Origin of the sequence: Chitinophaga dinghuensis, from assembly GCF_003259435.1 — a bacterium.
Classification (GTDB): domain Bacteria; phylum Bacteroidota; class Bacteroidia; order Chitinophagales; family Chitinophagaceae; genus Chitinophaga; species Chitinophaga dinghuensis.
The window spans coordinates 32,698-50,091 of the sequence record NZ_QLMA01000004.1 but is presented as its reverse complement, the minus strand read 5'-3'; the positions used below and the strand labels follow the sequence as shown (position 1 = coordinate 50,091).

The window sequence follows — 17,394 nt, the reverse complement described above, 5'->3', positions numbered from 1 at the left end:
TCTGACTCCGCTTTTCCCACGATTCCCCTCTAAAAATTCCGCTCATCACAATATCCCGCCATTCATAACGATATCCGGATAGTTTTGTCTTACTCCGAAATAAACTGGATTTAAATACGCTTAGGATGAGAAAATGCTATGCAATCGTTGCTGGTATCATGTTGTGGCAGGTTAATTCATATGCGCAGGCGCCCAATAACGCTAAATCGCCTGCTCCCCAACAACAGGGACAAGGACGTACCCAGGGACAAAGACCCAATATGCCGCAAATCGGCCATGTCTATGGAAAACTCCTGGACGCAAAAACGAACAAACCCGTCGAATATGCGTCTGTGGCTTTACTCAGACAAAAAGACTCTTCGGTTGTTACCGGTATGCTCACCAAACCAAATGGTGAATTCAACCTGGAAAACCTTCCTTTCGGTCAGTTCCTCATCAGAATTAATTTCATGGGATATGTTACCCTCATGAAAAAAGTGACCATCACTGGTCAGACAACAGATCAGGATCTCGGCAATATCAAACTGGAACCCAATGTAAAAATGCTGAACAGCGTGGAAGTCACCGGCCAGAAAAGTGCCTTCCAAATGGGTATAGATAAAAAAGTATTTAATGTAGACCGCAATCTCACCAGCGTCGGCGGTACCGCACAAGATGTGCTTAAAAGCGTACCTTCTGTAAACGTAGACCTGGACGGGAATGTAACGGTTCGTAATGCCTCTCCGAACATCTTCGTGGACGGTAAACCGTCTACCCTTACGTTGGATCAGATTCCTGCAGATGCCATTGAAAGCATTGAACTCGTTACCAACCCCTCTGCAAAATATGATGCGGAAGGCATGTCCGGTATCCTGAACATCGTACTTAAGAAGAATAAAAAAGCAGGCTTCAACGGCGCTATTCAGGCGGGTATCGGCAACAACAACAAATACAATGGCGGCGGCAACATTGCGGTACGCCAGGGAAAAATAAACGTCTTCGCCAACTATAATGTGAACGCCAACCAAACATGGGGCGATGGTAATACCTACCGCACCAACTTCGGCGGCTCCAAAGGCGATACCAACTACCTGACCCAACATAGTAACAGTCTCAGTAAACCGCTCTTCCAATTCGGACGCGCCGGTTTAGATTACTATCTGGATAACAGAAATACCATCTCCTTCACACAAAGCGTTGGTGGCGGCGATTTCAAAACCCATGAAGATCTGCTCAGTACTTTCGCCGATGCGAAAAAGAATGTAACCGGCAAAAACGATCGCCAGAACGATAGCAAGATGAGCTTCCGTAACTATACGTCGGCACTGAACTATCGACATACATTCGCCAAACAAAATCAGGAATTAACCGCAGACCTGAACTATAACAGAAGTAATAACAGTCGCAATGGCGATTATATTACACAAGCGCTGGATGCCGCCAACGATCCGCTTGGACAGTCTGTAAGACAAAACAACACCACCGACGGCAGAACGACTTTCATCACCATGCAATCCGATTACACCAATCCAATTGGTAAAAACGGTAAACTGGAACTCGGTGTGAAAGCCACTATCAGAGATTATAGCAGCAGATATGACGTATACAATCAGGATACGTTAACGAATACATTCCCACATGTGGATTCACTGTCTACCGACTACAGTTACAAAGAAAGAATATATGCGGGATATGCCAACTTCGCCAATACCATCGGCAATTTCGGCTACCAGGCAGGCTTGCGTGTAGAACAATATATTTACAGCGGAGAAAACCAGGGCGTCATCTATAAACCGACCAAAGCTACTCCTGGCTTCTTTCCCAGCGTATTCCTTTCCCAGAAACTGAAGAAAGAACAGGAACTGCAACTGAACTATTCCAGGAGAGTAAATCGTCCGAACTTCTTCCAGCTGATACCTTACCGCGATTACAGCGATCCGCAAAACCAACGCGAAGGGAATCCAAACCTGAAGCCGGAATATACCAACAGCCTGGAGTTCTCCTACGTGAAGAACTGGAAAAACAGTAATTTCTTAGGAAGCATTTACTTCAGAAATACGAATAATCTCATTACCACTATCAGTACGCCAATCGGCCAGGACACCCTGCTGACGCAGTATACCAACGCCAACAGAAGTAATTCCTATGGCGCTGAGCTGACCATGAAAAATCAGATTGTACGTGGCTGGGATATCACCACCAACGTTAACCTGTATCAAACAGATCTCCAGGTAAACGATGGCCAGCATACCTTTAACAACAGCGGTTTCAGCTGGCTGGGTAAAATTAATTCCGAAACAAAACTGCCGGCCAATTTCACTTTACAAGTGAATGCAACCTACCAGGCGCCTACAGTGGCACTGCCTAACAGTGGCAATGGTGGCGGAGGCGGCGGCCGTGGCGGCGGAGGAGGTGGAATGATGATGATTCCTACTTCTGCACAAGGTACCATCAAAGGCTTTAGCATGGTGGATGTAGCGGTGAGAAAAGATTTCCTGAAAAACAAAGCGGCATCTGTTACGCTCAGTGTTTCAGACATCTTCAACACACGCCAGTATGAGCTGAATCAAGTCACCTACGCATTTGCACAGGATTATATCCGCAAGCGCGAATCCAGAATATTCAAACTGAACTTCAGTTATCGCTTCGGTAAATTCGATTCAAATCTATTCAAGAAAAAGAAACAACGCCCTGATAGCAACGATAACCAAATGGATATGCAGGGTTACTAATATTATTAAAGAGGATGGATGCAACCAATAGCCGGCAAAGCGCTTCTATAGCGCGACGCCGGCTATCATTTTTTGATTGCCGCTCATCACATACAAACACTATTTAACACTACTCCTATTAGTTTTATACCATCAAACCAATATTCGAAAAGCTAGTATAAGTACCCTTGCATGCGAAAAAACCTGTCCCTGTTGATTGCTACATTATGTATGCTGTATAACGCTAATGCACAAACGCAGCAAACTGCCCCGCCGAAAGTCACCGGAAAAGTGGTAGATATCACTACCACCAAACCCGTGGAAATGGCTTCAGTAGTAGTGCTCAACAGTACCGACTCATCCGTAATAACTGGCATGTATACCAATGCCAGCGGGAATTTTAATTTTAATAATATCAACCCCGGCATCTATGTATTGCGTGTCACATTTATGGGGTACGACAAACTGGAGAAAGCATTTAAAGTTGTGGAAGGAAAAGGCGCTTTCGTTGGAACGCTGCACCTGCACCGCTCCGGCAAGGAATTGAGTACCGTGGAAATCAAAGCAGAAAAGCCCTCTTTCTCTATGCAGATAGACCGCCAGGTATTTGATGCCGGCGATATGATCAACGCAGAAGGAGGCACGGGCACGGATATACTGAAGAATATTCCCAGCGTAGATGTAGACATAGACGATAACGTAACATTACGCGGTAAAAGCGTCACTATTTATGTAGACGGCAAACCTTCTCCCTTCGGCGATGCTAAAACAGCGCTGCAAATGATTCCAGCGGAAAGTATCGATCGCGTGGAAGTGATCAATAACCCTTCCGCCAAGTTTGAAGCGCAAGGCGGGGGCGGTATTATCAACATCGTATTAAAGAAAGATAAAGCGATCGGTTATAATGTAATGTTCAATGCAGGCGCCGCTACCAGAGGACAATTAAACGGAAGCGCTAATGCCAGCCTGCGTTTGAGACGATTCAATTTTTTCGGTAATTATAACGGGAGATACGAAGACCTCAACGGAAGTGGGTTCAGCAACAGAGAAAATCTGGTCGCGGATACCAGCAGCACCAAGTATTTCACTCAACGTAGTGTGAATAATAACCACAATGGTAATAATGGCGGTCGATTCGGATTTGATTACTACCTGAACGATCGGAATACCTTTACCATCGCACAAGGCCTGAATTACAGCTTTGGTGGCAACAATGAAAACATTGATCTCAACAACCTGGACGATAAATACCAACTATTATCCAGTGGTATCAGAGCCAATACCAGCCACTATAACAACAATAATAACAATACCAGTCTGAGTTACAAACGTACCTACAAAAAGCCCAACCAGGAACTGACGGCATACGTCAGCTACAGTGATAACGGTAGTAGCAGCAACAGCCAGTATCTGAGTAATTATTTTTATCATAATGCAGACACGGCTTATCGCACCGGCAATCAGCAAAATACCAGCGGTAATAATAACAAGTTCTGGAACCTGCAGTCAGACTATACTTCCCCGATGGGTAAGAAGGGAAAGCTGGAAACCGGCGTGAAAGGGACGATGCGTAGTATAGAGAATGATTATATAGCAATGTTGTATAATAAAGACAGCCTGGCCTTTATACAGAGTATGTCGCTCAGCAATAAGTATAAATATGAAGAAGACGTCTATGCTGGCTATTTAAACTTTGCCAATGCGATAGGCAACCTGGGCTACCAGGTAGGTGCGAGGGCAGAGCAATCGTATCTCCGTGGTTATTCTTTTACCAAAGATTCCCGTGTAAACAGATCTTTCTTTAATATTTTCCCAAGCGTATTCCTCAAATATAATCTGCCGGCCAATCAGAACCAGAACCTGGTGTTCAACTATTCCACCAGGATAGACCGGCCGAACTTTGATCAGTTACTGCCGTATATCAACAACTCAGATCCGCAGAATATCCGCACCGGGAACCCGGACCTGCGTTCTGCGCTGACGCATAAGTTTGAAATGAACTATTCTGCCTGGTATCCGAAAACAAATAATTACCTGAGCACGGGTATTTATTATGCGCAGACGAATGATAATATTGACAGAATAAGTACGCTGGATACGCTCAGTGGCGTGACTACCACCCGCCCGATGAACATTGCCACCAGTCAGAATATGGGCGCCAATTTCTCCTATAGCTGGAAAATTTTCAAATGGTGGAAGTTCAATTCCAATCTAAACCTGGAATACAATAAGATGAGTGGCGCCACCATTCAGAACGAGAACTTCACCTATGGCCTGAGTGGCAATATGCAGTTCCGACTGCCGCAACGTTTTAATGTAGAACTGAGTGGGCATTATCGTTCGCCGCGCATCCAACCGCAGGGAACCTTTAAAGCCATGAATGGAATAGACCTGGGTATACGCAAGGAGTTCCTCAAAAACAACCGACTGGTAGTGGCGGTGAACGTCTCCGATTTGCTGAACACGCAGCAATACAACAGTCACTATGTAACGCCTACTTTCATACAGGACTACGACCGCAAACGCGCTACCCGCTTCGTTCGCCTGAATGTCCGTTACCGCTTTGGTAAAATGGACCCGAACCTTTTCAAGAAGAAAAAGCGTCAGGACGACGAAGAGGAAAAACCGCAGGAAGAGGCACCCAAGCCTAATGCAGAAAGAGGCAGATTATAAAATCGCTGCCTGCCGGCATGTAAAATATGTGGGCAGGCAGTTATCTTTTGCCCGCGAGCATGGGAACGAAGGTGAAGTTGTCGAACAGCTCCTGATCGAATTCAGTGTCGCTTACTTTGGTAATCCGCAGCATACGTTGCACGTCTTGGCCGCCAACAGGGATCACCATTTTTCCTCCGATTTTCAGTTGCTGCAGTAATTTTTCCGGGATCTGCGGAGCGGCAGCAGTGACGAGGATTTTATCGAAAGGAGCATAGGAAGACAGGCCTTCATAGCCATCGCCATAGAAAAAGCGAAGATTAGGGTATTTTGACTTGAACTGAAACTGTTTTACCAATTCAAACAGCTTTTTCTGCCGTTCGATAGTAAAGACATTCGCTTTGAGTTCAGCGAGCACACAGGCTTGATAGGCACTTCCCGTACCTATTTCAAGGACTTTTTCATAAGGTTTGATTTCCAGCAGTTGTGATTGGTAAGCAACCGTATAAGGCTGGGAAATCGTTTGTCCCTCACCGATAGGAAAGGCACGGTCTTCATAGGCAATACTCTCAAAAGCCGTATCAAGAAAGAAATGCCTTGGGATATTGCCGATAGCCGCCAGGACATTTTCATCTGTTATTCCCTTCTGACGGATACTATCAACTAATTGTCTGCGTAGTCCTTTTTGTTTGTAAGTATCTTCATACCGCCTCATAATCACAAAATTAACCAATACCTGGGATTTTCAATGAAATCCCGAATTGGAAATTTCACACATTGGTTTTTTTATTTTTACTTTACACTCCATTTGGACCTCCTGGTCCATAAAAAAACTGATGACCATGGATATTAATATTCAAAACAAAGTAGCCCAATGGCTCAACGGTAACTACGATGCGGAAACCGTTGCTGCCATTAAGAAAATGGAGGCTGAGCACCCTGATGAACTCACTGAAGCGTTTTACCGTAACCTGGAATTCGGTACTGGTGGCCTCCGTGGCGTAATGGGCGTAGGTACCAACCGAATGAATAAATATACTGTTGGAATGGCTACCCAAGGGTTTGCCAACTACCTGAAGCAGAGCTTTGAAGGAGAGATTAAAGTAGCCCTGGCACACGATAGCCGTAACAATTCCCGTTTCTTTGCGGAAACAGCTGCCAACGTTTTCGCTGCCAATGGCATCAAAGTATACCTGTTTGAAAGCCTCCGCCCTACCCCGGAGCTGTCTTTCACTATCCGTCACCTGCAATGCCAGGGCGGTGTGGTATGTACTGCGTCTCATAACCCAAGGGAGTACAACGGTTATAAAGCATACTGGAACGATGGCGCTCAACTGGTGCCTCCTCATGATAAAAATGTAATCCGTGAAGTAGAGAAAATCACTTCTCCGGATGAAGTGAAATGGACTGGTGGCGAAGCCAATATTACCATTATCGGCAAAGACGTGGATGAAGCATACCTGCAGGAACTCCAGACCCTGAGTATCAACCCGGAGATCTGCAAACAACAGCATGATCTGAAAATCGTCTATACGCCTATTCACGGTACCGGTATCACCATGGTGCCTGAAATTCTTAAACGCTATGGCTTTACCAATGTAAACATCGTGGAAGAGCAAGCCACTCCTGACGGCAACTTCCCTACTGTGGTATATCCTAACCCGGAAGAGGCAGAGGCAATGAGCCTTGGCCTGAAGAAAGCCCAGGAACTGGACGCGGATATCCTCCTCGGTACAGACCCCGACGCTGACCGTGTAGGCATTGCCGTTAAAGACCTCCATGGCAAATGGATTCTGGTGAATGGTAACCAGACCGCAGCCCTGCTGTTCAACTATATCATCGAAGGCCGTAAAGAAAAAGGCCTCGCCCAGCCAGGAGATTTCGTCTGCAAAACAGTGGTAACCTCCGACCTGATCGATGTATTCGCTGCACAGAATAATGTAACCTGCTATAATGTACTCACCGGCTTCAAATGGATCGCAGACCTGATCCGCCGCAAAGAACCTGCAGAAAAATTCATCTGTGGCGGTGAAGAATCTTATGGTACTATGATCGGCGACAGAATACGGGATAAAGATGCCGTGTCTGCGGTAGCAATGATCTGTGAAATGGCGGCTGTTGCACGCAGCAAGGGTAAAACCCTCTTCGAGCAACTGATCAGCATTTATATTAAATACGGTTACTATCTGGAATCACTGATCTCCATTACCAAGAAAGGAATGAGAGGCGCAGAAGAAATCGCGGAAATGATGCGCGGCTACAGAGAAAATCCTCCTGCTGCCATCAACGGTTCTCCAGTAGTAATGCTGTATGATTATCAACTGCAACAAATCAAGGATATCAAAACAGGCGAAATCAAACCGATAGACCTGCCTAAATCCAACGTATTGCAGTTCGTACTGGCCGATGGCAGTAAAATTTCTGCCCGCCCTTCCGGTACAGAACCTAAAATTAAATTCTATTTCAGCGTAAACACCACCCTGCAAAGTGTGGACGATTACGATAAAGTAACCGCTGAACTGGAAGCAAAAATAAACGGCATCATTTCAGACATGCAACTGAAATAACCGAATAACCTTTTCCACCGCAGCCCCTCACGGGCTGCGGTTTTTCATTGCAGTATGAAGAAAATCCTGTGTATATTACCTATTCTCATCGTACTGCAATACAGCTACGCTCAGGAAAAAATTCCCTTTACTACCATTCCTGATACGACCATCCCCAGAAGGGTAGCCATTCTCAGCGGCGCTACCGCAGCCATGTATGGTACCAGTCTGATCGCTCTCAATGCCGCCTGGTATAAAGACTATCCAAGAAGCAATTTCCACTTCTTCAATGATATGAATGAATGGAACCAGATGGATAAAATGGGCCATATCTTCAGTGCGTATTTTATTGGAAAGTATAGCCGGGAAATGTGGCGTTGGTCCGGACTTCCCCGAAAAAAACAAATATGGATCGGCGGATTAAGCGGCCTTGCCTACCAATCAGTTATAGAAGTGCTGGATGGCTATTCCAGCGAATGGGGCTTCTCCTGGGGCGATATGGGCGCTAATGCGATTGGATCGGCCATGCTGATCAGTCAGGAACTGGCCTGGAATGAACAACGTATCCAGATTAAATTCAGCGCACACCCCGGCAGATATGATGATCCGGTATTGAAAGACAAAACCAATCAGCTGTTTGGAACCCGTTTCCTGGAGCGAATCCTGAAAGATTATAATGCTCAAACCTACTGGTTATCTGTCAACCTCCGCTCCTTCGCCCCCAACAGCAACCTTCCGCGATGGCTGAACATCTCTGTAGGTTATGGCGCCGATAATATGTTTGGCGGTACGGTCAACTGGTGGGACGACGATAACGGTAAACGTTACGACTATACGCATATGGGCCGCATTCGTCAGTTCTATCTTTCCCCGGATGTAGATTTCACCCGTATCCGTACGAAACGAAAAGGAGTAAAAGTGATGTTCCAACTATTGAACATGCTGAAATTCCCCGCCCCCACATTGGAGATCGATAGTAAAGGCCGACTTTTCCTGCATCCCATCTATTTCTAGCTGGGTACAATAAAAAATCCGGTCACTGTTCGCAACCGGATCTATTGGAAGTAATTTCTTGAAAATTATTGTAAGTAGGCAGACACGATTTCATTGCCTGCAGTTTCCACCACTACATTTTCCTGAAGGGTGGTCGCCAGTGAAAATCCTACAAAATCCACTGACAGCGGAAAAGATTTATGTCTTCTGTCCACCAGCACAGCAGTCTGAATTTTCAACGGAAGATAAGACAGTAAAGGCTTGAGCGCATACAACATGGTACGTCCGGAATTGGCGACATCGTCTACCACCACTACCACCTTGCCGTTAAAGTCAACCTCTTCAGAAACAGTTACCGCTGCCGGATTCTGTTTATCCAGGCGTAATTCAATAATACGGGGTTTCAACGGAGAAATCTGCTGCAGTATATCTGCAATTTTACGGGCCACATTCAGCCCACGTTCCCAGATACCAGCCAGGATGATTTCTTCGCCATCGCTGTTGTGTTCATATATTTCGTAAGCGATGCGCTCCAGTTTCTTTTGTATGATATCCTGTGTAAGAATTACATTCTTTTCCATGCATCAAAAATAGTGAAAATACCCATCTGCGTTCTACGAACGAAAAAAAACATAAATTAGGGAGTCAAATCTGAAATAATGCGAATTGTACAAGAGTTGTTATTTGTAATTGCCTTTGGGATAGCCGTTTACCTGTTCTCCCTACAGGTGCGCCAGATCAGGAAGAACATCCTGCTGGGGCGGGATACGGATCTTTCGGATCATCCGGATCAACGCTGGAAAAACGTGCTGTTACTGGCTTTCGGCCAGAAGAAAATGTTCCGTAACCCCTTGGTGGCGGTATTGCACTTCTTCGTGTATGCCGGCTTTGTCATCATTAACCTGGAAATCCTGGAGATCATCCTGGATGGTATTCTGGGGCAGCATCGTTTATTCGTATCCGTATTGGGGAGTCTTTACCCTGTACTGATAGGACTTTTCGAAATACTGGCGGTGCTGGTAATCCTGGGTTGCGCCATTTTCCTCATCCGCAGGAATATCATCAAACTGAAACGATTCGCCAGTCATGATCTGGACGGATGGCCACGTTCCGACGCCAATTATATCCTTATTACCGAAATCGTATTAATGTGCCTGTTTCTCACTATGAATGCGGCGGATCAGAACCTCCAGGCCCGCGGCGCAGAACATTATGTGGCTACTGGCTCCTTCTGGATCAGCAGTAATTTCGTTTCCCTGTTCAATGGCATGTCTGATGGCACTGTAATCGGTATTGAACGCGGTTGTTGGTGGTTGCATATCCTCGGCGTACTGGCTTTCCTCAACTATCTCCCCTATTCCAAGCACCTGCATATTATGCTGGCATTTCCCAATGCCTATTATGCCAGCCTGGAGCCAAAGGGAGAAATGGAAAACATGCCTGCGATCCAGCATGAGGTTAAACTGATGTTGCAGCCGGAACTGGCCGCTGATGCTCCCGCTTCCGACGTGATTCCAAAATTTGGAGCGAAGGACGTACAGGATCTTACCTGGAAAAACTTATTGGATGCGTATAGCTGTACCGAGTGCGGACGCTGCTCTGCTGCTTGTCCGGCCAACCAGACCGGAAAACTGTTGTCTCCCCGTAAAATCATGATGGATACCCGCGACCGCGTAACGGAAGTAGGGCTGAATATCAAGGCTAACGGCAGTTTCCAGGAGGATGGTAAAACGCTGCTGCGTACTTACATCACAGAGGAAGAACTGCGCGCCTGCACCACCTGTAACGCTTGCGTGGAAGAATGTCCGGTGAGTATCAGTCCTCTCGATATTATCCTGCAACTCCGCCGCTACCTGGTGATGGAAGAATCCAGCGCACCGACAGAATGGACGGGCATGTTCAGCAATATTGAAAATAATATGGCGCCATGGAAATTCGGTCCGGACGACCGTGAGCAATGGATCCAGGAAATGAATAGTTAATTTTAAAAATATCAGGATGCATATAAAGACAATGGCAGAATATGCCGCGAATGGCGAAACTCCGGAAGTATTATTCTGGGTGGGATGTGCAAGCAGCTTTGATCAGCGTACCCAGAAGATTACCAAAGCATTTGCCACTATACTGGATAAGGTAGGAGTAAAATTTGCCGTGCTGGGAAGAGAAGAAAGCTGCACCGGCGATCCGGCCCGCCGCGCTGGGAATGAATTCATCTTCCAGATGATGGCGCAAAGCAATATCCAGGTATTGAATATGTATGAAGTAAAAAAGATAGTAACCACCTGTCCCCATTGCTTCAATACCATAAAAAATGAATACCCTGCACTGGGCGGTACTTATGAAGTGATTCATCATACCACTTACTTGCAGCAACTGATAGACCAGGGCAAGATCCGCCTGAAAGAAGGCGGCAGCTTCAAGGGTAAGAAAATCACTTATCATGATTCCTGCTATCTGGGCAGGGCGAATAATATTTATGAAGCGCCCCGTAAAGTCCTGGAAATCCTGGATGCCGAGTTAATAGAGATGAAACGCTGTCGCAGTAAAGGTCTTTGCTGTGGCGCCGGTGGTGCACAGATGTTCAAGGAAGAGGAAAAAGGCGCCGACCGCGTGAATTTTGAGCGTGGCCGCGAGGCGGTGGAAACTGGCGCCGCTGTGGTGGCCTCCAACTGCCCTTTCTGTATGACCATGCTCACCGATGGCGTAAAAGAAGCCGGCAAAGAAGATTCCGTACAGGTACTGGACCTGGCCGAAATCATCGCCGACAGCATGAAATAATCACGAATTACCTAATTTTGCAGTATGGACAAGATTAATTTCCCTGAGGGATTTTCTCCTTCTTCCAGGGTTTGGATATATCAGAGCAATCGACCATTCAACGAACAGGAAGTACTGGAGATCAACGAACAACTGCACCAGTTTACGGCGCAATGGAATGCACACGGCGACCCCGTTAAAGGATGGGGCGGCGTAGTGATGAACCATGTAATTATTCTGATTGCAGATGAAACCGAAACGGTAGTGAGCGGTTGCAGTACCGATAGCTCCGTAAGGATCATCAAAAGTCTGGAAAAACAATACGAGGTCAACCTTTTCGATCGACTCCTACTGGGCTTTATCGTAAAAGATAAGGTACAGCTGCTGCCTTTGGCCCAGGTCCCTTACGCCCTGGAAAAAGGCTATATCGACGAAAATACCCTGTATCTGAATAATACGGTCCTGAATAAAGCCGACCTGGATACTAAATGGCTCATTCCGCTGAAAGAAAGCTGGCTGGCCGCTAAACTGGGCGTAAAGGCATAACTTTCAATGCCATACCAACTAATTTTTAACCCCTTCCGCCTATCGGAAGGGGTTTTCATTTTAAGCTCGTTGCTCAAAATGACATAATGGCATTTTTAACTTTTATTCCTTATTTTTGCCATCCTAAATTTGAGAAAGGAAATGCTGGATCAGAACACCAAAGTGCATGATGAAAGTAGACAGGGGGAAGCCTTCTCACCTGCTGCCAACCATTCCAATACATATAGCAAGAAATTTTATATAGAAAGTTACGGCTGCGCGATGAACTTCAACGATAGTGAGATCGTGGCATCCATCTTAAATGACGAAGGATTTGGCGCTACCCGCAATTTGGAAGAAGCCAGCCTTATCCTTGTAAATACGTGTTCCATCCGTGAAAAAGCGGAACAAACCGTTCGCAAAAGACTCACGGAGTTCAAGAGCGCCAAGAAAGCGAATCCCGGGCTGTTAGTGGGTATCCTGGGCTGCATGGCAGAACGACTGAAAGGCAAACTGCTGGACGAAGAAAAACTGGTTGACCTGGTGGTAGGTCCGGATGCTTATCGCAGTTTACCTGCTCTCATTGCAGAAGCCAATGGAGGCCAGAAATCAGTAAACGTATTATTGAGCAGAGAAGAAACATATGGAGATATCAGTCCGGTAAGACTCGATAACAACGGTGTGACCAGTTTCGTATCTATTATGCGGGGGTGCAATAATATGTGTACCTTCTGCGTAGTTCCGTTTACCCGTGGCCGTGAGAGAAGCAGAGACGCTTATTCCATTGTACGGGAAGCGCAGGAGCTGTTTGATAATGGCTACCGCGAAGTAACCCTGCTCGGTCAAAACGTGGACTCCTACTACTGGACCAGCGATTCCGGTGATGAAACCGTTACATTCGCTCAGTTACTGGAAAAAGTAGCCTTACTCCATCCTTTACTGCGCGTACGTTTCAGCACCTCTCATCCGAAAGACATTACAGACGAGGTACTCCACGTAATGGCGAAGTACGAAAATATCTGTAACTATATACACCTCCCAGTACAAAGTGGCAGCACCCGTATTCTTCAGTTGATGAACCGTACGTATACCCGTGAGTGGTATATGAAAAAGGTAGAGCGTATCCGTGAAATACTGCCTGATTGCGGTCTTTCAACAGATATCATTACCGGTTTCTGTACAGAAACAGAAGAAGATCATCAGGATACTATGGACATGATGCGATTTGTTCGCTATGACCTGGCATATATGTACTTTTATTCCGAACGTCCGGGAACCCTGGCAGCACGTCGTTACCAGGATGATATTCCAGAAGATGTGAAGAAAAGAAGATTAGCCGAAGTAGTAGAACTGCACCGCCAGAATTCCCTGGCAGGTATGCAGCGGGAAGTGGGCCGCACCTTTAAAGTACTGGTGGAAGGTACCTCCAAACGCTCTGCAGATGAACTGTTCGGCAGAAACGATCAAAATAAAGTGATAGTATTCCCTAAAGAAAACTATCAGAAAGGAGATTATGTTATGGTGAAAGTGGAAAGCTGTACCTCCGGAACATTGAGAGGAGTAGCGGTAAAGTAATTCCCTTAACTTGAGTATATGAATAATATCATTATTGCACACCTGGCAGCCATCAGGAATACCTGTGACAGCCATCATGTAAGAGACCTCTTCCTCATTGGATCAGCGGCCAGAGACAATATGCGCTCCAACAGTGATATTGACCTTCTGTACTCCTTTAAGGAAAAAGAAATCCCAACAGATCAATATGCAGAGAATTTCTTCGATTTCAAATCATCACTGGAGAAAATCCTGCAAAAAAAAATAGATCTGATTGCCAAAGACTACCTCAGAAACCCATATTTTATTGATGCAATAAATAAGGACAAAATCCTCGTGTATGAAGGATAATAAATCTGTAGCAAAATTCATGTATGATATCATTGATTCAATCAATGCCATACATGAGTTCACCAAATTCGAAACAGATTTTGACGCTTTTGTTTCATCCAGATTATTGACTAGTGCTGTTGAAAGAGAACTTCAGGTTATTGGAGAAGCAGTTACTAAAGCCTTAAAATTGGATTCAACACTTCCCATAACTGAAGCACAAAGAATTAAAGCGACCAGGAATATCATCGTACATGACTATGATGGTATTAACTATAGAATTCTGTGGGATATTGTAGTTAATCATCTTCCGGTGCTTAAAAAAGAGGCAGAAAGTATATTAAACAATTCTAAACCGGCTTAACGAAAAATGGATATACAGGCTATTAAAAACAGGTTTGGCATTATCGGCAATAGCCCGGCGCTAAATTACGCGCTGCAGGTGGCTGTACAGGTAGCCAATACCGATCTCACTGTGCTGATAAACGGAGAGAGCGGCGTTGGTAAGGAAGTATTCTCGCAGATCATCCACGCGTTAAGCGCCCGCAAACACAATCCGTTTATTGCGGTCAACTGCGGCGCTATTCCGGAAGGCACCATCGACTCCGAACTGTTCGGACACGAAAAAGGCTCCTTTACCGGTGCAGTAGATAACCGTAAAGGTTACTTTGAAACCGTAAACGGCGGTACCATCTTCCTCGATGAAATCGGGGAAATGCCGCTGGGAACACAGGCGCGACTCTTACGCGTACTGGAAACCGGCGAATATATCCGCGTAGGTTCCTCCAAAGTACAGAAAACAGATGTCCGCGTAATTGCCGCTACCAACAGAGACCTCCTGGAACGTACCCAACAAGGTAAATTCAGAGAAGACCTCTACTACAGGCTCAATACGGTGCCTATCCGCGTACCTGCACTGCGCGACAGAAAAGAAGATATTCCTTTACTCTTCCGTAAATTCTCGGTCGACTTCTCCGAAAAATATAAAACCCCTTCCATCCAGTTGGATGATGAAGCTCGTAATGCGCTCGTCAACTATCCATGGAGAGGTAATGTCAGAGAACTGAAAAATATTGCCGAGCAGATTTCTGTACTCTCTACAGATAAACTCGTAACGGGACATGATCTGAAACGCTTCCTGCCAGAACACCTGGAAGTAAACAGACTGCCCATGCTGGCAGCGCCACAGCCACATACAGGAGGCGACTTTGCCAGCGAAAGAGATATCCTGTACAAACTTTTCTTCGATATGAAGAAAGATGTGACAGAACTGAAGAAAATGTTCTTCGATATTCTGCAAAATCCGAGCATCGCACATAATCACGATTTCCATCCTGCCGATACCCACGTATTACACAGCTACCCTGCCACTGCAACAGATATTGCACCACAGGCGCCTACCATCGGTAATACGCAGCCTATCATTATACAGGATAATAAAATCGACCACCACGAAGAAGTAGAGGAAACGCTTTCTATCGCCGACAAAGAGAAGGAACTCATCGTAAAAGCCCTGAAAAAACACAAGGGCAAACGTAAAGATGCTGCTTTGGATCTGGGGATTTCTGAAAGAACCCTCTATAGGAAACTGAAAGAATATAACATCGCTGAATAAAATAATTCATCAATACATGAGGAAATTATTCCCAATACTCCTGGCACTTGGAGTATGCGCCATATTGAGCGGCTGCTCTGTTAAATACTCCGCCAGCGGTGCGAGTATAGACCAGGAAGCTAAAACCGTGAACGTGCGTTTCTTTGAAAACAGGGCGCCGATCAACAACCCAACACTGGGCCAACGCCTGACACAAAAACTGCGCGATAAGATTCAGGGACAAACCAAACTGGTACAAGTAGCCGAAACAGAACCGAGAGCAGATTATGAATTCAGAGCTACCATCACCGGTTACACCTATTCGAATGCCGCTGTAACCAACGTGGATAAATCATCCAGATCAAGGCTCACCGTTACCGTGAACGTAATATTTCTCAAACGTGTAGGCGATAAAAAAGGATTTACCCAATCCTTCTCTCGTAGTGCCGACTTCGATGCCACCGCCCTCGCGAGTAGCGTAGAAAATGGCTTGCTGGACCGGGAAATCATTCCGAATATCACGGACGATATCTTTAACCGGGCCTTTGCCAACTGGTAATCTATTTCCGTAGCAACGACTGATACATTTCGGATTTTTATTACATTAGCAGGTATGACACCAAACAGGATTATTGAGCATATCTTTCATGTACCTCATCTACACCAGGTAGACGAAACCGCTTTAAACAAGCTGGTGACCGAATATCCATACTTCGCAACAGCCCGCGTGCTGCTGGCAAAGAAGGATTATAGTCGTAATGAAGATTTAAATAGTCCCGCCGTCAAAACCGGCAGTATGTACAGCCACCAGGCACACCATTTCTATCAGTTCGTTACTGCCGAAGCAGTATTAATGCAGGTGGAAGAACGGATTGCGCCAGTTATTCCTGCCGACACGCTTCCGGAAGCCACAGCCGTTCCTGTAAGCGCCGCCGAAGAAACAGCTACTAGTAACAGCGAACCGCCAGTCGCAGCAGCGCCGCCAGCATATGCTATGCCTACTGCTGAAGAAGAAACACAGGAACTGGAAATCCTGGATCCAACTGTTCATTTACAGCAGGATGCCGTAACAGATCAGATAGCGGAAGAAGTAGCTGCAGACATGGCCATTCTGGACCCTACGGTACACCTGGAAGCAACGCAGAATAACGCCACAGAGGAAACAACAACGCCTGTTACCGTGCAGGAGCCAGCAATGGAAAATGCGGCGCTCCCACAGGCAGACCTAAACAATTTTGAAACAACAACAACGCCGGAAGCCACAGCCGTGTCTCCCGAGCCTATTAAAATATTCCCATTGGAGATTCCGACAGAAGAAGCAACAGAATTAGTATTTCAACCACTTTACACCGATGATTATTTTGCATATAAACGCCTGAAAGATCCGGAACATGCAGATGAACTAAGTGCGCAGGGAGAAGCCGAAATGAAAAGTTTTACCTCCTGGCTACGCCAGATGAAGGACAATTTCGTTGGAAAAACCAGTAAAGACTGGTATCAGCAGCAACTGCACCGATTATATGAAGAGGAAGAAGAGCCGGAAGTATCTGAAACAGTAGAGAAAATGGCGTTGGATTCCATTCGGGTGGATACAGACATCGTATCTGAAACATTGGCAGAAATCTGGGTACGCCAACAGCAGTACCAGAATGCTATTCAGATATATCAAAAATTAAGTTTGCTTAATCCCGACAAAAACGCTTATTTTGCGCAAAAGATAAAAGACTTAAAGTCACTAACAGACAAAAAATAA

General features: G+C 45.8%; 15 protein-coding genes. 13 read left to right on the top strand and 2 right to left on the bottom strand.

Translation table 11 applies throughout. The annotated features are described in order from the left end of the window. The first annotated feature begins 125 nt into the window (after positions 1-125). Together CLV59_RS12465 and CLV59_RS12460 are read left to right on the top strand one after the other, a co-directional pair. The gene (locus CLV59_RS12465) at positions 126-2,711 is read left to right on the top strand and encodes an outer membrane beta-barrel family protein (protein WP_111592379.1); all 2,586 of its coding nucleotides are present in this window, start codon (positions 126-128) and stop codon (positions 2,709-2,711) included. A 171-nt stretch (positions 2,712-2,882) separates the two neighbouring features. Then, complete coding sequence (locus CLV59_RS12460) at positions 2,883-5,363, top strand: outer membrane beta-barrel protein (protein ID WP_111592378.1); 2,481 nt, start codon at positions 2,883-2,885, stop codon at positions 5,361-5,363. Between the two features lie 40 nt (positions 5,364-5,403). Here CLV59_RS12460 and CLV59_RS12455 read toward each other — a convergent pair whose 3' ends face one another. Next, the gene (locus CLV59_RS12455) at positions 5,404-6,057 is read right to left on the bottom strand and encodes a protein-L-isoaspartate(D-aspartate) O-methyltransferase (RefSeq protein WP_111592377.1); all 654 of its coding nucleotides are present in this window, start codon (positions 6,055-6,057) and stop codon (positions 5,404-5,406) included. A gap of 127 nt (positions 6,058-6,184) precedes the next feature. On the opposite strand from CLV59_RS12455, the gene CLV59_RS12450 reads away from it, so the two are divergent. Together CLV59_RS12450 and CLV59_RS12445 are read left to right on the top strand one after the other, a co-directional pair. Continuing rightward, positions 6,185-7,909 carry a phospho-sugar mutase gene (locus CLV59_RS12450; protein ID WP_111592900.1) on the top strand — a complete coding sequence of 575 codons (1,725 nt, stop codon included), beginning with the start codon at positions 6,185-6,187 and terminating at the stop codon, positions 7,907-7,909. A gap of 54 nt (positions 7,910-7,963) precedes the next feature. Next, complete coding sequence (locus tag CLV59_RS12445) at positions 7,964-8,902, top strand: DUF2279 domain-containing protein (protein WP_111592376.1); 939 nt, start codon at positions 7,964-7,966, stop codon at positions 8,900-8,902. Positions 8,903-8,967: 65 nt separating this feature from the next. On the opposite strand, the gene CLV59_RS12440 is transcribed toward CLV59_RS12445, so the two are convergent. Then, positions 8,968-9,462, bottom strand: a complete 495-nt coding sequence (locus CLV59_RS12440; protein WP_111592375.1) for a phosphoribosyltransferase family protein — start codon at positions 9,460-9,462, stop codon at positions 8,968-8,970. Between the two features lie 78 nt (positions 9,463-9,540). Here CLV59_RS12440 and CLV59_RS12435 point away from each other — a divergent pair, with 78 nt between their 5' ends. The 9 genes from CLV59_RS12435 (at position 9,541) to CLV59_RS12395 (ending at position 17,394) form a co-directional block, all read left to right on the top strand. Then, positions 9,541-10,863: a (Fe-S)-binding protein gene (locus tag CLV59_RS12435; RefSeq protein WP_111592374.1), complete on the top strand. Its 1,323-nt coding sequence runs from the start codon at positions 9,541-9,543 to the stop codon at positions 10,861-10,863. 16 nt (positions 10,864-10,879) lie between these two features. After that, positions 10,880-11,659, top strand: a complete 780-nt coding sequence (locus CLV59_RS12430; protein WP_111592373.1) for a (Fe-S)-binding protein — start codon at positions 10,880-10,882, stop codon at positions 11,657-11,659. Between the two features lie 24 nt (positions 11,660-11,683). Then, on the top strand, positions 11,684-12,184 hold the full coding sequence (locus tag CLV59_RS12425) for a hypothetical protein (protein ID WP_111592372.1): 501 nt from the start codon (positions 11,684-11,686) through the stop codon (positions 12,182-12,184). A gap of 141 nt (positions 12,185-12,325) precedes the next feature. Continuing rightward, positions 12,326-13,738, top strand: coding sequence for a tRNA (N6-isopentenyl adenosine(37)-C2)-methylthiotransferase MiaB (gene miaB, locus CLV59_RS12420; RefSeq protein WP_111592371.1), 1,413 nt, complete (start codon positions 12,326-12,328; stop codon positions 13,736-13,738). 18 nt (positions 13,739-13,756) lie between these two features. Continuing rightward, on the top strand, positions 13,757-14,068 hold the full coding sequence (locus CLV59_RS12415) for a nucleotidyltransferase family protein (RefSeq protein WP_111592370.1): 312 nt from the start codon (positions 13,757-13,759) through the stop codon (positions 14,066-14,068). Next, the gene (locus CLV59_RS12410) at positions 14,058-14,411 is read left to right on the top strand and encodes a HepT-like ribonuclease domain-containing protein (protein ID WP_111592369.1); all 354 of its coding nucleotides are present in this window, start codon (positions 14,058-14,060) and stop codon (positions 14,409-14,411) included. The genes CLV59_RS12415 and CLV59_RS12410 overlap by 11 nt, the downstream gene beginning before the upstream one ends. 6 nt (positions 14,412-14,417) lie before the next feature. Continuing rightward, the gene (locus CLV59_RS12405; RefSeq protein ID WP_111592368.1) at positions 14,418-15,662 is read left to right on the top strand and encodes a sigma-54 interaction domain-containing protein; all 1,245 of its coding nucleotides are present in this window, start codon (positions 14,418-14,420) and stop codon (positions 15,660-15,662) included. A 16-nt stretch (positions 15,663-15,678) separates the two neighbouring features. Continuing rightward, on the top strand, positions 15,679-16,200 hold the full coding sequence (gene lptE / locus CLV59_RS12400; protein ID WP_111592367.1) for an LPS assembly lipoprotein LptE: 522 nt from the start codon (positions 15,679-15,681) through the stop codon (positions 16,198-16,200). Between the two features lie 54 nt (positions 16,201-16,254). Beyond that, on the top strand, positions 16,255-17,394 hold the full coding sequence (locus CLV59_RS12395) for a hypothetical protein (protein WP_111592366.1): 1,140 nt from the start codon (positions 16,255-16,257) through the stop codon (positions 17,392-17,394).

What these genes read in the sequence shown, in the direction of transcription:
- CLV59_RS12465 (WP_111592379.1), top strand. Translation starts at nt 126, where the DNA reads ATGAGAAAATGCTATGCAATCGTTGCTGGTATCATGTTGTGGCAGGTT.
- CLV59_RS12460 (WP_111592378.1), top strand. Translation starts at nt 2,883, where the DNA reads ATGCGAAAAAACCTGTCCCTGTTGATTGCTACATTATGTATGCTGTAT.
- CLV59_RS12455 (WP_111592377.1), bottom strand. Translation starts at nt 6,057, where the DNA reads ATGAGGCGGTATGAAGATACTTACAAACAAAAAGGACTACGCAGACAA.
- CLV59_RS12450 (WP_111592900.1), top strand. Translation starts at nt 6,185, where the DNA reads ATGGATATTAATATTCAAAACAAAGTAGCCCAATGGCTCAACGGTAAC.
- CLV59_RS12445 (WP_111592376.1), top strand. Translation starts at nt 7,964, where the DNA reads ATGAAGAAAATCCTGTGTATATTACCTATTCTCATCGTACTGCAATAC.
- CLV59_RS12440 (WP_111592375.1), bottom strand. Translation starts at nt 9,462, where the DNA reads ATGGAAAAGAATGTAATTCTTACACAGGATATCATACAAAAGAAACTG.
- CLV59_RS12435 (WP_111592374.1), top strand. Translation starts at nt 9,541, where the DNA reads ATGCGAATTGTACAAGAGTTGTTATTTGTAATTGCCTTTGGGATAGCC.
- CLV59_RS12430 (WP_111592373.1), top strand. Translation starts at nt 10,880, where the DNA reads ATGCATATAAAGACAATGGCAGAATATGCCGCGAATGGCGAAACTCCG.
- CLV59_RS12425 (WP_111592372.1), top strand. Translation starts at nt 11,684, where the DNA reads ATGGACAAGATTAATTTCCCTGAGGGATTTTCTCCTTCTTCCAGGGTT.
- miaB (WP_111592371.1), top strand. Translation starts at nt 12,326, where the DNA reads ATGCTGGATCAGAACACCAAAGTGCATGATGAAAGTAGACAGGGGGAA.
- CLV59_RS12415 (WP_111592370.1), top strand. Translation starts at nt 13,757, where the DNA reads ATGAATAATATCATTATTGCACACCTGGCAGCCATCAGGAATACCTGT.
- CLV59_RS12410 (WP_111592369.1), top strand. Translation starts at nt 14,058, where the DNA reads ATGAAGGATAATAAATCTGTAGCAAAATTCATGTATGATATCATTGAT.
- CLV59_RS12405 (WP_111592368.1), top strand. Translation starts at nt 14,418, where the DNA reads ATGGATATACAGGCTATTAAAAACAGGTTTGGCATTATCGGCAATAGC.
- lptE (WP_111592367.1), top strand. Translation starts at nt 15,679, where the DNA reads ATGAGGAAATTATTCCCAATACTCCTGGCACTTGGAGTATGCGCCATA.
- CLV59_RS12395 (WP_111592366.1), top strand. Translation starts at nt 16,255, where the DNA reads ATGACACCAAACAGGATTATTGAGCATATCTTTCATGTACCTCATCTA.